Source organism: Ramlibacter sp. GCM10027632, from assembly GCF_042675325.1.
GTDB lineage: Bacteria > Pseudomonadota > Gammaproteobacteria > Burkholderiales > Burkholderiaceae_C > Ramlibacter.
Genome location: NZ_JBHTGW010000008.1, coordinates 16,375 through 28,673 on the forward strand (window position 1 = coordinate 16,375; position 12,299 = coordinate 28,673).

10 protein-coding genes are annotated in these 12,299 nt (G+C 70.3%); 1 reads left to right on the top strand and 9 read right to left on the bottom strand.

Translation table 11 applies throughout. The features are described from left to right. Positions 1-2 precede the first annotated feature (2 nt). The gene (locus ACFQZY_RS12895) at positions 3-1,517 is read right to left on the bottom strand and encodes a methyl-accepting chemotaxis protein (RefSeq protein WP_377416358.1); all 1,515 of its coding nucleotides are present in this window, start codon (positions 1,515-1,517) and stop codon (positions 3-5) included. Between the two features lie 233 nt (positions 1,518-1,750). On the opposite strand from ACFQZY_RS12895, the gene ACFQZY_RS12900 reads away from it, so the two are divergent. After that, on the top strand, positions 1,751-2,599 hold the full coding sequence (locus tag ACFQZY_RS12900) for a cyclic nucleotide-binding domain-containing protein (RefSeq protein WP_377416360.1): 849 nt from the start codon (positions 1,751-1,753) through the stop codon (positions 2,597-2,599). A 73-nt stretch (positions 2,600-2,672) separates the two neighbouring features. On the opposite strand, the gene ACFQZY_RS12905 is transcribed toward ACFQZY_RS12900, so the two are convergent. The 8 genes from ACFQZY_RS12905 to ACFQZY_RS12940 are packed head-to-tail and all read right to left on the bottom strand — an operon-like array spanning position 2,673 to position 12,286. Next, positions 2,673-3,119, bottom strand: coding sequence for a hypothetical protein (locus ACFQZY_RS12905; protein ID WP_377416362.1), 447 nt, complete (start codon positions 3,117-3,119; stop codon positions 2,673-2,675). Positions 3,120-3,133: 14 nt separating this feature from the next. Beyond that, positions 3,134-6,199, bottom strand: a complete 3,066-nt coding sequence (locus tag ACFQZY_RS12910) for a chemotaxis protein CheW (RefSeq protein ID WP_377416364.1) — start codon at positions 6,197-6,199, stop codon at positions 3,134-3,136. Between the two features lie 53 nt (positions 6,200-6,252). Next, a complete protein-coding gene (locus tag ACFQZY_RS12915) occupies positions 6,253-6,657 on the bottom strand; it encodes a response regulator (protein WP_377416366.1) in 405 nt (134 codons plus the stop codon). 13 nt (positions 6,658-6,670) lie between these two features. Beyond that, complete coding sequence (gene cheB / locus ACFQZY_RS12920; protein WP_377416368.1) at positions 6,671-7,780, bottom strand: chemotaxis-specific protein-glutamate methyltransferase CheB; 1,110 nt, start codon at positions 7,778-7,780, stop codon at positions 6,671-6,673. Then, positions 7,777-8,862, bottom strand: coding sequence for a CheR family methyltransferase (locus ACFQZY_RS12925; protein ID WP_377416370.1), 1,086 nt, complete (start codon positions 8,860-8,862; stop codon positions 7,777-7,779). The genes cheB and ACFQZY_RS12925 overlap by 4 nt, the downstream gene beginning before the upstream one ends. Before the next feature lie 14 nt (positions 8,863-8,876). Continuing rightward, positions 8,877-10,259 carry a chemotaxis protein CheW gene (locus ACFQZY_RS12930; RefSeq protein WP_377416372.1) on the bottom strand — a complete coding sequence of 461 codons (1,383 nt, stop codon included), beginning with the start codon at positions 10,257-10,259 and terminating at the stop codon, positions 8,877-8,879. Positions 10,260-10,284: 25 nt separating this feature from the next. Next, entirely contained in the window at positions 10,285-11,790 is a 1,506-nt protein-coding gene (locus tag ACFQZY_RS12935) for a methyl-accepting chemotaxis protein (RefSeq protein WP_377416374.1), read from the bottom strand. Beyond that, positions 11,756-12,286 carry a PAS domain-containing protein gene (locus tag ACFQZY_RS12940; protein WP_377416376.1) on the bottom strand — a complete coding sequence of 177 codons (531 nt, stop codon included), beginning with the start codon at positions 12,284-12,286 and terminating at the stop codon, positions 11,756-11,758. Before ACFQZY_RS12940 ends, ACFQZY_RS12935 begins: the two co-directional genes overlap by 35 nt. Between the last annotated feature and the right edge of the window lie 13 nt (positions 12,287-12,299).

The following is a 12,299-nucleotide window of genomic DNA, read 5'->3' on the forward strand; positions in this document are numbered from 1 at the left end:
CCTCAGTAGGAGAACTTGGCGACCTCGTTGCGGGTCGAGCCGGCGATCTTCGCCAGCTCGATCACCGTCACCGTGATCTGCTCGGCCGCCGAGGCATTGCTGCGGGCGATGCGGTTGACGCTGTCGAGGTTGGCGTTGATGGCGTCGATCGCCGCGCTCTGCTGCTCCACGCTGGAGGCGATGCGCTGGAGCATGGTGTCGGTGCGGGCGGAGCCCACGTCGATCTGGTTCATCTCCTCGCGCACCTGCAGCACCGCCTTCACCGCCTGCTGCGTCTCGAAGACGGCCATGTGCACCAGCGCCGCGATCTCCTTGGAGCTTTCGGCGCTGCTCTGGGCCAGCTTGCCGACCTCGTCGGCCACCACCGAGAAGCCCTTGCCGTGTTCGCCCGCGCGGGCCGCCTCGATCGCGGCGTTCAGCGACAGCAGGTTGGTCTTGTTGGCGATCTTCTCGATCACCCCGGTGATCTTGTCGATCTGCTCGGAGTTGGCGGCGATGCGGGTGACGACCTCCACCATGTCCTCCATGCGCTGGATGCTGCGGCGCACCGCCTGGACCGACTGGCGCGAGACCTGGCTGGCCTCCTCGGTGTTGCGCGAGATGTCGGCGATGGCGTTGGCGGCCTGGCGCACCGCGCCCGCCACCTGGTCGACCGCCAGGGTCTGGCTCTGGGCGCCGTCGGCGATCTGGCTGACCGCATGGCTGGCGTCGCCCGAGGCGCTGGCCACCTGCTGCGCGCTGCGGGCGATGGTCTGCATCGAGCCGGCCAGGCTGTCCAGGGCCTGGTTGATGTCGGTGCGCAGGCGGGCCAGGCTGCCCTGGCCCTCGGCCAGCACGCGCGGGGTCAGGTCGCCCTTCGCCATGCGGGCCAGCACCGTCACCACTTCCTCGAGAATGCCGTCCAGCGAGCTGATGGCCTGCTGCGCGGTGAGCAGGATCAGGCGCAACTCGCCGGCCTCGGACTGGGCGTCGATGGTCCGCTTGAACTCGCCGCCGGCCATGGCCTTCATCACGTCGCGCAGGGTGAAGATGGTGCGGTCCATGCGCCGCTGCACCTCGCCGATGCTGCCCAGGCCGACCGCGAACAGCCCGCGCAGGCCGGCCGTCTGCGGCTCGCGCACCGAGTCGCCGCCGCCGGCCTTGGTCATGCGCGAGACCACGGTGAGCGACTCGCGCAGCACGGCCTCCACCTGGTCGAGCACGTCGTTGAGGCCGTCGGTGGCGCGCGCCAGCCGGTGGCCGCGCGGCACCAGGACCACGCGCGCCTCGAGCCGGCCCTGGCGGGCCTCCTCGAGCACCGACTCGACCTGCGCCAGCACCCGCGTGTCCTCGCGCAGGCCCCGCAGGGCCGCGCCGGCGAGGGCCGCGCCTGCCGCGAGCGGCGCGAGCCCCCAGGGCGAGAAGCCGCTGGCCGCCCACCCGCCGGCCAGCGCGCCGAGCAGGGACAGGCTCAGCAGCCGGATCGAGGTCGCGGTGCCGATCGAGGCGGTTTCGCTCAGGCGGATGCGCAGGCGCATGAAACTCCAATCAGGAAATGGCCAAGGACAGGTGCTCACGTGAGCCCTGCTGGAAGTCTGCGTTCCTGGAGTGGCGTCGACTTGAGGAATATCAACTAATGGTCAAAGTGGACATCGTATTCACGTTGATATTCGAAAAGTAATAGATCCTAAGGATGGGAAAACGCCTCTCAGGAGGCGGCTTGTTGCAAGCCTGTAACATCGACGGCTGCCACTTCCCTGCCTGCCTCCCGATGAAATCCGTCCTGTTCGGCGTCAACACCCAGAAGCTCCAGGAGCTCGGCGTCCTGCACCTCAAGGGGGTGGCCGAGGCCGACGCGCTGGAAGGTAACCGCCTGAGCAGCGAGGAGCACCTGTTCTGCCGGCTGTGGGCCTCCAACCAGTTGCGCGGCGAGCTGTTCACCAAGGGCGACCGGCTGATGCGCCGGGGCGAGCAGCCGGAGTTCGCGCACATCCTGTTCAAGGGCCAGGCCCTGGTATCCACCGGGGACGAGGAGTTCCTGATCGGCCCGGGCGCGGTGATCGGCCTGGCCGAGGGGCTGACCGGCGCGCCGGCGCTGTGGGACGTGCGTGCCGCCTCCTTGCTGATGACCCGGATCATCCCGATCGATGCCGCGCTGCAGGCGGTGGACCGCGCCGACCCGGGGCTGCGCGCCCTGTGCCGGGTGACGGCGCGCCATGTCCTGGACCGCGGTACGCCCCCGGCCTCGCCGCGCGAAGACAAGGCGCTGGGCGCATCGGCCTTCCCGGTGCAGTCCTGGCCCGCCGGCGCCGTGCTGGCGCGGCCCGGCGGGGCGCCGCCGGCGATGTACCTGGTCGAGTCCGGCGAGGTCGAGGTGTCCGGCAGCGGCGCGCCGCGCCGGCTGCGGGCGGGCGATGTGTTCGGCGAGTCGGCGGTCTTCGGCGGCGAGCCGGCCGAAACCGCCGTGGCGGCCACGGACCTGGTATGCACCGCCCTCAGCGCGGCGCAGCTGCAGTCGGTGCTGCGCGGGCAGAAGTCGCTGACCCGTCCGGTGATCGAGGCGGTGATGCTGCAGATGTACCTGCACAGCGCCATCCGCTCGGCCCAAGTGCCGGTCTAGCCCGGGCCTGTCGCCGAATTCCCCGGCTCCGCGCTCCCTGTCCGGGCGGGCCCGGGGAATTCGCTGACAGGCCCTAGACCGCGTCCAGGGCGCCTTCCGCGCTCCCGGAAGGCACGCCCAGCAGCGCGGCCATCACGTCCGACTTCAGCCGGTACAGCTGCTGGTGCTGCGCGGTGTCCACATGCACCGCGTCGAACAGCGCCGCGGTCTGCGCCGGCACGCTGGGGGGCAAGGGGTGCCAGGCGCCGTCCTCGAGGGGGCGCAGGCGGTTGACCTCGTCCACGCACAGCATCACCGGCTCGTCCCCCTCGCGCGGCGCGTAGACGACGCCGTGGCGGGCCTGGCCCGGCGCGAGCTGCAGGTGGCCGGCCAGCCGCACCACGTGCAGCACGCGCCGGCGCCATTCGGCGAACGCCTGGTCGTCACGGAAGTCCTCCGGCAGGGTGACGACCTCGTGCACGCGCAGGGCGTCCAGCAGCAGGCCCACCGGGCCGGCGCGCACCTGGAGGTAGACCGCCATGGCCGCCGCCCTCCTCAGGCCGCCGCGGGCTCGGCCGCCGTCGGCGCGATGCGGCGAGCCGGCAGCTGCGGCGGCTGGCGCTCGCCGTAGTTCTCGGCGAGGCGGTAGATCGCCGCGCCGTCGAGGATCAGCACGACCCGGCCATCGCCCAGGATGGAGGCGCCGCCCACGCCGGGCAGGGCGGCCAGGCGCGGATGGATGTCCTTGGTGAACAGCTCCTGCCGGCCCACGAACTCGCTGACCGAGACGCCCAGCGTGCGCTGGCCGTCCGACAGCACGACGACGAAGCGGTGCTCGTCGCCCGCCACCGGCGGGAAGCCCAGCAGGTTCTCCAGCCGTACGATGGGCAGGAAGTTGCCCCGCAGCAGGATCGCGGTGCGGCCCTTGACGGTCTGCACCTGGAAGTCGCCCAGCTCGACGAGCTCGGCCACGTAGCGGCCCGGGATGGCCAGCGTCTGGTTGGCGGTGTTGACCAGCAGCACTTCCTGCACCGCCGCCGACAACGGCATCTGCAGGGTGAACAGCGTGCCCTTGCCCGGCTCGGACTCGAGCTGGATGCTGCCGCCCAGGCGCATCACGTTCGTGCGCACCACGTCCATGCCCACGCCCCGGCCCGAGGTCTCGGTGATCACTTCGGCCGTGCTGAAGCCGGCGCGGAAGATGAACTGGAGGATGTCCTCCTTGCTCAGTTGCTGGCTCTCGTCTTCCTTGATGAGGCCGCGCTCCACCGCCTTGCGGCGCACGCGCTCGGGGTCGATGCCGCGGCCGTCGTCGCCCACGCGGATGACGATGCGGCTGCCCTGCTGCTCGGCCTGGATGCGGATCACCGCCTCCTCGGCCTTGCCGGCCGCCTTGCGGTCGGCGGGCGGCTCGACGCCGTGGTCGGCGCTGTTGCGCACCATGTGCAGCAACGGGTCGGCGAGTGACTCGACCATGGCCTTGTCGATCTTGACCTCCTGGCCCAGCAGCTCCAGGCGGATCTGCTTGCCCTGGGCCTGGGCCAGGTCGCGCACCATGCGCGGGAAGCGCTTGAAGACCATCTCGACCGGCACCACGCGCAGGCCCATCACGCTGTCCTGCAGGCGCGACAGGGCGCCCTGGATCAGGGTGTCGGTCTCCTGCAGGCGGCGGGACTGCTCGTCGATGATGTCCAGCAGGCGCTGCGCCACCGCGGCGCCCGCGGTGTCGCCGCCCAGGCTCTCGACCTCGGCGCGCAGGGCCTGGGCCGACTCGCGCAGGCGGCTGTCGGCGATGACGTGGGCCAGCTGGCCGCGCACCAGGACCATCTCGCCGATCTGGTTCATGAAGTGGTCCAGCATCTCGCCGGGCACGCGGATCACGTTGCTCGAGCCGGGCGTGGCCGCCGGCGCCCCGGGCTTGCCGGCGGCGGGGCGGGCCGCGGCGGCGGGCGCGGTGCCCGCCGCGGCCGGGCTCTTGGCGGACTGGCTGCCCAGCTGGCGCTCCAGCCGCACCAGGGCGCGGTCGGGGTCTATGGCCGCCAGCTCGGTCTCGATGAGGTCCTTGGTCGCCTTCGAGATGAAGAGCATCTCGTACCAGCTCTGGTCGTCGACGAAGACCGAGCGGTTGGTGATGACGCGGCCGCGCTGGCCGACCCAGCCCAGGAAGGCCGCGGCCACCTGCTCCGAAGATTCCAGGTGGGCCATGATCAGGTAGGCGTTGGCGCCATCCTGGATCAGCTCCATCAGCTCGCGGGTGTTGTCCGCGGACATCAGCTCGGCGAGCTCGGGCGGGATGTTGAGGCTGGCGATGAAGGCCTTGACCGCATCGACCGGGGTGTCGCCCGCGTTGTCGTGCTTCCAGAGGTAGTCCTTCATGCGGCGCGACAGCTGGGCCTGGTGGCCCTCGGTGGCGTCACGGTCGATGCGCGCGTTCTGCGCGAGGCCGCGGATGAAGGCCACGCCGTCCCGGGTGATGCCGATCACGTCGCCGAAGATCGACAGGCCGCGGCGCGCCGCGCGCGCATAGGCGTCGACGAACAGCAGCGGCAGGTCCCAGTGCACCTGCGGGTACAGCGAGGACAGGTAGCCGTGCACGCGGGAGAACTCCTGCGAGATCAGGTCGGCGACGTCCTCGTCGGCCATGTCGACGCTGGTCTCCAGCGCGTCCAGGTTCTGCTGGATCACGCCCAGCAGCCCGTCCAGGTTCTCGCGCAGGGTGCGCGAAAGCACCTGGGTCAGGGACTCGCCGCCCAGCTCGCTGCCGGTGGTCTCGCCCAGGGTGCGCAGGTCGCTCAGGAGGGCGACGATGGCGTCGACCACGCGCTCGCCCTGCTCCTGCGAGAGCTTCGGCTCGGTGGGCAGGCAGGCCAGGATCGTCTTGATGCGCTCGGTGATGCCGCCATAGCCCAGCTTGCTGGAGGCGCCCACCATCCAGCCCAGCGGGCGGCGGATGTCGTTCGCCACGGCCAGGATGCTGGCCGGGTCCTGCTTGGCGGCGATGGAGTTGGCCAGCTGCTCGAGGATGGGCAGGCCGTTGCGCACCTGGCGCAGGAAGATGGTCTGGTCGTCCGGGCGCTCCTCGTCGCTGCCGCTGGCCAGGGTGGGCGTGACGGCGGGCGCCGGTGCCGGGGCGCTGGGCACGGGGGGCGGAGCCGGTGGCGGGGGCGGGGGAGGCGGTGGGGGCGGCGGCGGCGGCGCGGCGGCCTCGGCGGTGGCGCCACCGCCAGCGGCGGCGCGCTTGTAGGCGGCTTCGAGTTCCTTGACCAGGTCCACCGGCTTCTCGCCGTCCGAACGCTGGGCCACGGCCAGGTCACGCAGGGCCTTGATCGCGTCGAGCGCGCGCAGCAGCAGGTCGGCCACCGGCTTGTCCAGGGCCACGGTGCCTTCGCGCACCAGGCCCAGCAGGTCTTCCGCGCGGTGGGCCACCGCTTCCAGGGCGCCCAGCTCCATCACGCGGCTCAGGCCCTTGAGCGAATGGAACGCGCGGAACAGCGTGGAGATCTCCTCGGCGTTCAGCGCCTGCGCGTCGGCCTTGACCAGCAGCGACTCGATGCCCTCGATGTGCTCCTCGGTCTCGATCGCGTACTGGGCCCATATGGTCTCGATGAAATCGTCGGACATCGGGGTCGGCTCCTTCGGTCAGGCTGCGGCGCGGCTCGGGGCGGTCGCGGGGCTCAGAGGCCCAGGACCTTGCGCGTGGCGGTGACGATCTCGTGGCCCTTCTTGGCGTTGAGGTCCAGGCTCATCGCGCCCGAGGGCTTGGCGATGACTTCCGACGCGCCGAGCTTGCGCGCCTCCAGGGCCTGCGGCGAACCGGTCTGGGCCACCGAGGACACGATGATCACCGGCACGTTGGACAGCAGGCGCAGGCGCTTGAGGCACTCGATGCCGTCCATGTGCGGCATCTCGATGTCCAGCAGGACCACGTCGGGATTGAGTTCCTTGATGTTCTGCAGCGCTTCCAGGCCGTTGGTGGCCTCGCCCACCACCGACAGCTCGGGGTCGGCGGAGATGATGCCGCGCAGCAGCGCTCGCATCACGAAGGAATCGTCAACGATGAGTACGTTCTTCTTGGACATCGGGTTCGAGGGGTCAGGAGGTGGGGAGGGCGAACGCCGCAGGCAGGATGCCGCGGCCGGCCAGTCGGGCCAGGCGCGCGCCCAGGCCCTGGGGATCCAGGATGGCCGTGGCCAGTCCCGCGTTGATGATGGAACCGGGCATGCCGTCGACGATGCAGCTGTTCGGGTCCTGGGCGTAGACCGGGCTGGCCTTTCGGGCTACCAGGTCCTTGGCGCCCTGGGTGCCGTCGCTGCCCATGCCGGTCATGACCACCGCCACCGAGCGGCAGGCCAGGGCCGCGGCCGAGCGGAACAGCACGTCGGCGTTGGGGTGGATGGGCGCGCCCTCGCTGGTGCGTTCGAACAGGGTGAGCTTGCCGGGCAGGGGTTCGCGCAGCACCGCGTCGGTGCCGCCCTTGATGATGACGATGCGGCCGGGCGGCAGCTCCATGCCGTCGGTGCTCTCGACCACGTCCAGCCCGGTCTCGTTGCGCAGGTGGGCGGCGAAGCCGCTGGTGAACATGGGCGGCATGTGCTGGGCCACCACCATGGGACAGCGCAGCGCGCCGCCCATGGCCTTGAGCATCTGCGGCAGGGTGGCCGGGCCGCCGGTGGAGATGCCCACCACGACCACGCCCGGCGGGCCGGACGCTTCGGCGCGGCGCAGAACGGGCGCGGCGACCGCCGGGCGGGCGGCGATGGGCGTCGCCGGCGCCAGCGCCGCGCCGGGGGGGCGCAGCCGGGATTTCTGCTTGGCCCAGAACCGGATCTTCTCGACCAGCTCGCCGCCGATCTTGACGATGTCCAGCTGCACGAAGGAGGACTTCTTGGCGATGAAGTCCGCCGCGCCCAGCTCCAGCGCCTTGATGGTGGTGACCGAGTTCCGCTCGGTCAGGCTGGACAGCATGATGATCGGGCAGGGGTGGGCCGAGGCCATGATCTGGCGGGTGGCCTCCAGGCCGTCCATCACCGGCATTTCCACGTCCATGGTGATGACGTCGGGCCGCAGCTCGCGCGCCATGTCCACGCACATCTGGCCGGTGCGGGCCTCCCCGACGATCTGGATCTCGGGGTCGCTTTCCGCCATCTTGCGGATGGCGATGCGCATGAACGCCGAGTCGTCCGAAATGAGCAGGCGGATCATACGGGCACCTTGTTTCGCACGTACCAGGGGCCGCCACTGCCTTGGCGCGCCTCGAAGTACTGGGTGGCCAGCAGCTGCACCGAGGCGCCCATCACCAGCACGCCGCCCGGCGCGATGGCGCGTGCGAGCATGGTCTGCACCGCGCGCTTGATGTCGTCGTCGAAGTAGATCAGCACGTTGCGGCAGAACACCAGGTCCATGCCGGTGACGGGGGGCCGCGAGTTCATCAGGTTGAAACGCTCGAAGCGCACGAGGTTCTTGATCCAGTCGCGGATGCGGAAGTAGTTCACCCCGGGCATGCCCGCGCCCTGCGGCATGGCGATGTCCTGGAACATCGCCTTCCAGTGCCCGGGCAGGTTGCGGAACGAGCCCATGCCCAGGTCGCCGTAGACGCCCTCGCGGGCGGTGCGCAGCGCCTGGTTGGAAATGTCGGTGCCCAGCACGTACAGCGACCAGCCGCGCGGCGCGATCTTGCCGTCGGATTGGCCGGCCTTGCCCGCCTGCTGGAGCGCGCGCAGGGCCATGTAGCCCAGGTCGTAGGCCTCCTCGCCGGTGGAGGAGGCGGCGGACCAGACCTGCAGCTGCTGCACATGCTCGCGCGAGGCGATCAGCATCGGCAGGATCTCCTGCGAGACCATGTCCAGCAGGTCCGGGTCGCGGCAGAAGTAGGTCTCGTGCACCGTCAGGTTCTCGACCAGCGACTGCCACTCGGCATGCTCCGAGGAGCAGTTGTTCATCGAGGTGACCCAGTCACGCAGCACGTTGACCGGCATGTCCTTGAGGATTCGCGTGAGCTTGCGCTCCACCAGCGTGCCCGACTTGATGCCGAAGCGCCGCTCCACGCCGCGCATCAGTTCGTGCACCAGGGCGAGCTGGTCGGCCATGGGCTTGCGCGCCGGCACCGGCACCGGCGAGGGCGCAGCGATCGGCGCGGGCGACAGCGCCGGCGGCATCGCCGGTGCGGCCACCGGCGCGTGGATCGGCGCGAGGGTCGCCGAGATCGCCTGGGTCATGTCCTGGGCGTTCTTGACGGCCTCGCGCATCTGCGCGATCAGGTCGTTGACGTGCTTGTCTGCTGCCAAGGGCTTGCTCCGGGTCAGGCCACCTGGGCCAGGGGGTCGAGCGTCAGCAGGGACACCAGGTCCCCCTGCAGGCGGGCCACTTCGTTGACGAAGTCGTTGTCCCGCGAGCGCACGGGGGTGATGTCCTTCTCGGCGATCTCCAGCACGCGGTCGACCTTGTCGACCACCAGGGCCCAGGTCCCGCCGGCCAGGCGCACCACGATGTAGGCGCCGGTCGACTGCGGCGTCACGCCGAGCATCTCGCGAAGGTCCAGCACCGGCGTGACTTCGCCCTTGATCTGGATCACGCCGGCGAGGTCGTCGTCGCCGCGCGGCAGGTCCACGCCCGGGGTGAACTCCTCGACGCGGTCGACCAGCGACAGCGGCAGTGCGCAGCGTTCGCTGCCCAGTCGGAAGCCCAGCACCCGGCGCTTGGAACGGAATTCGGGGTCGCCCATGGCGCCGGTCTCCAGTCCGTGGTCGGTGAGGTAGCGTTTGCAGCGGGCCATCAGGTCCGCGGAAATCAGGCCGTCGGTGGCGATCAGCCCGGTCATGCGGCCCTGGTGGGCGCCGGTGCCGGAGAGGTAGCCCTCGAGCTGGCCGTCGCCGCCGGTGACGGGCTGCACGTCGTCGCGGGCATAGCGCTCGATGCCGACCACCTCGGACACCGAGATGCCCAGGCGCGAGCCGCCCACCGAGATCACCAGCACGAAGCGCGGGCTCGCCTGCTGCGGCCAGTGCAACAGGCGGGCCAGGGACAGCACCATCAGCGCCTGCCCGCGCAGCTGCATCAGGCCGTCCACCTCGGGCGCGGCGCCGGGCAGGGCGGTGAGGCCGCGGATCTCGACGATCTCGCGCACGCAGTCCATGTGGAAGGCGAAGACCTCGCCGCCGTCGGTGACGGTGACGGTCTGCAGCTCCTGCGCCAGCCGGGTCTCGGTGTCCTCGCGGCCGGCGGTGGGGAACAGCCCCAGCAGGCCGCCGCCGCCCTCGGGCACGCCCGCGGCCTGCATGTCCTGCAGGCCCAGGCGGGTGAGGTCCAGCAGCAGGACCATGCCCTCGGCGTCCTGGAACTCGCCGACCACCAGCGGGCCGGTGCCGTCGCAGGGGTAGCGGTTGCACTGGCCTTCCTCGAGGCTGATCTTGCCCAGCACCCGGTCGACCTGGGCCACCACGGTCTCGCCGCCGGTGAGGATCACCAGCAGGTTGCCGTCGGCCCGCGCCGAGCGCGCCGGCTGGTGCAGGCGCGCGGCCAGGTCCACCTTCAGCAGCACCGCGCCGGAGACGTTGACCAGGCCCTCGACATCGGCCGGCGCATAGGGCAGCGGCGTGACCGGCAGGATTTCCATGACCTTGCTCACGCGCGCGGCCTCGGCCGCAAAGCGGCTGCCGCCCAGTTCGAAGATCACGAGTTCCATGGTGCGCGGCTCCCTTGCTGGTGGCTCAGATGTGGAAGCGTTCGATCTCGCGGCGGGTGGAGTCCGCGACCTTGGACAGCTCGATCATGCTGGCGGCCAGCTCCTCCGAGGCGGAGGAGTTGGAGTTGGCGATCTTGTCCAGGTTCATCACGCTGCTGTTGATCTCCTGCATCGTGCGGGTCTGCTCCTCGACGGCCGCGGAGATCCGCTGGAGCATGCTGTCGGCCTGCGTCGAGCTGGTGACGATGCGCTCCATGTCGGTGCTGACCTCGCGTACCGCCACCACCGCGCGGTTGGCCTCGGCCACCGCCTGTTGGATCAGCTGGGTGATTTCCTTGGTGCTGTCGGCGCTGCTGGCGGCCAGCTTGCCCACCTCGTCGGCCACCACCGCGAAGCCCTTGCCGTGCTCGCCGGCGCGGGCCGCCTCGATCGCAGCGTTCAGCGACAGCAGGTTGGTCTTGTTGGCGATCTTCTCGATCACGTCGGTGATCTTGGAGATCTTCTCGGAGTTGGTGGCGATGCCGTTCACGACCTCGACCATCTGCTCCATCTTCTTGCGGCCGTCGCGCACCACGCTGGCCGATTCCTGGGCCTGGCGGCTGGCGGTCTCGGTGCTGGCGGAGATGTCACCCACCGCGCTCACCGTCTCGCGGATGGCGGTCACGACCTGGCTGATGTACTGGCTCTGGGCCTGCGCGCCGTCGGCCAGCTGACCGATGGCGGTGCTGGTCTCGCTGGCCGCGCCGGCCACCTGCTGCGCGTTCTCGCCGATGGTCTGCATCGCGGCGCTGAGGGAGTCGAGCGAGCGGTTGATGTCGGTCTTGAGCTTGTCCAGCATGCCGCGGGCCGGCACGCTGACGCGCGAGGTGAGCTGGCCGCGGGCCATGGCGTCCATGGCCGTGGCCACTTCGCCCAGGATCCTGTCCAGCGACTGGATCGCATGGCTGGCGTTGTCCAGGATCAGGCGGTAGTCGCCCGCGGCGCCCTCGACGTGGGGTCGCACGGAGAAGTCGCCCTGGGCCATCGCGTCCATCGACTGGCGCAGCGCGCTGACGGTCTCCGAGACCTGCGACTGCGCGGTGGCGATGCGGCGCAGCACCTGCGGGAACAGCCCGCGCAGGCCGGCGGTCTGCGGCTCACGGTCGAAGTTGCCCTGGCCCATGCGGGTGACCACGGTGAGGGACTCGCGGAACACGGCCTCCACCTGGTCGAGCACGTCGTTCAGCCCCAGCGCCAGCTGCGCCATCTGGCCGTTGCCCCGGATGTCGATCACGCGCGGTTCCAGCACACCGCGGCTGGCGCTTTCCAGCACCACGCCCATGCGCGCGACCAGGCGCGCTTCGCGGCGCAGTCCGGCCAGCGTGGCGCCGAGCACCGCCAGGAAGACCCCGGCCAGCACGATGGGCGCGACCGCGAACCGGCTCTGGAAGATGGCGTAGACGAAGCCGGTCAGGCCCACCAGGGCCAGCAGAGCGACCCCGGCCTGCGCACCCAGCTCAAAGCGACTGGAGAGAGAGAACGAGGTTTTCATAGCTCTGCTTCTTGTCTTTCAGGAAGGTGTCCAGCACGCGGTGGGAGGCGGCGATGGCGTCGCGAGAGCCGGCGCTGCGTTCCTCGCTCAGCATGTCGCGGTACAGCTGGGTCACGATCGGGATGGCGCGCGGGTTGGGCTTGCGGCGCACCGAGTAGTAGCCCACCGTGTTGCCGCTGGCGTCCACCGAGGGCGTGACGTTGGCCAGCACCCAGTAGTAGCTGCCGTCACGGGAGATGTTCTTCACGTAGGCGAAGATTTCCTTGTTGTCCTGCACGCTGCCCCACAGCAGCTTGAAGATGCCGCGCGGCATGTCCGGGTGGCGCACCAGGTTGTGCTGCGTGCCGATCACCTCACGCTCCTCGAACCCGGAGAACTCGATGAAGATGCGGTTGCCGTAGGTGATGCGCCCCTTCAGGTCGGTCTTGGAGACGATGAAATCGTCTTCGCGCATGACGATCTCGCGGTCGGTGGGCGTGATGTCCCGTTTGCTCATAGTGTTGTCTCTC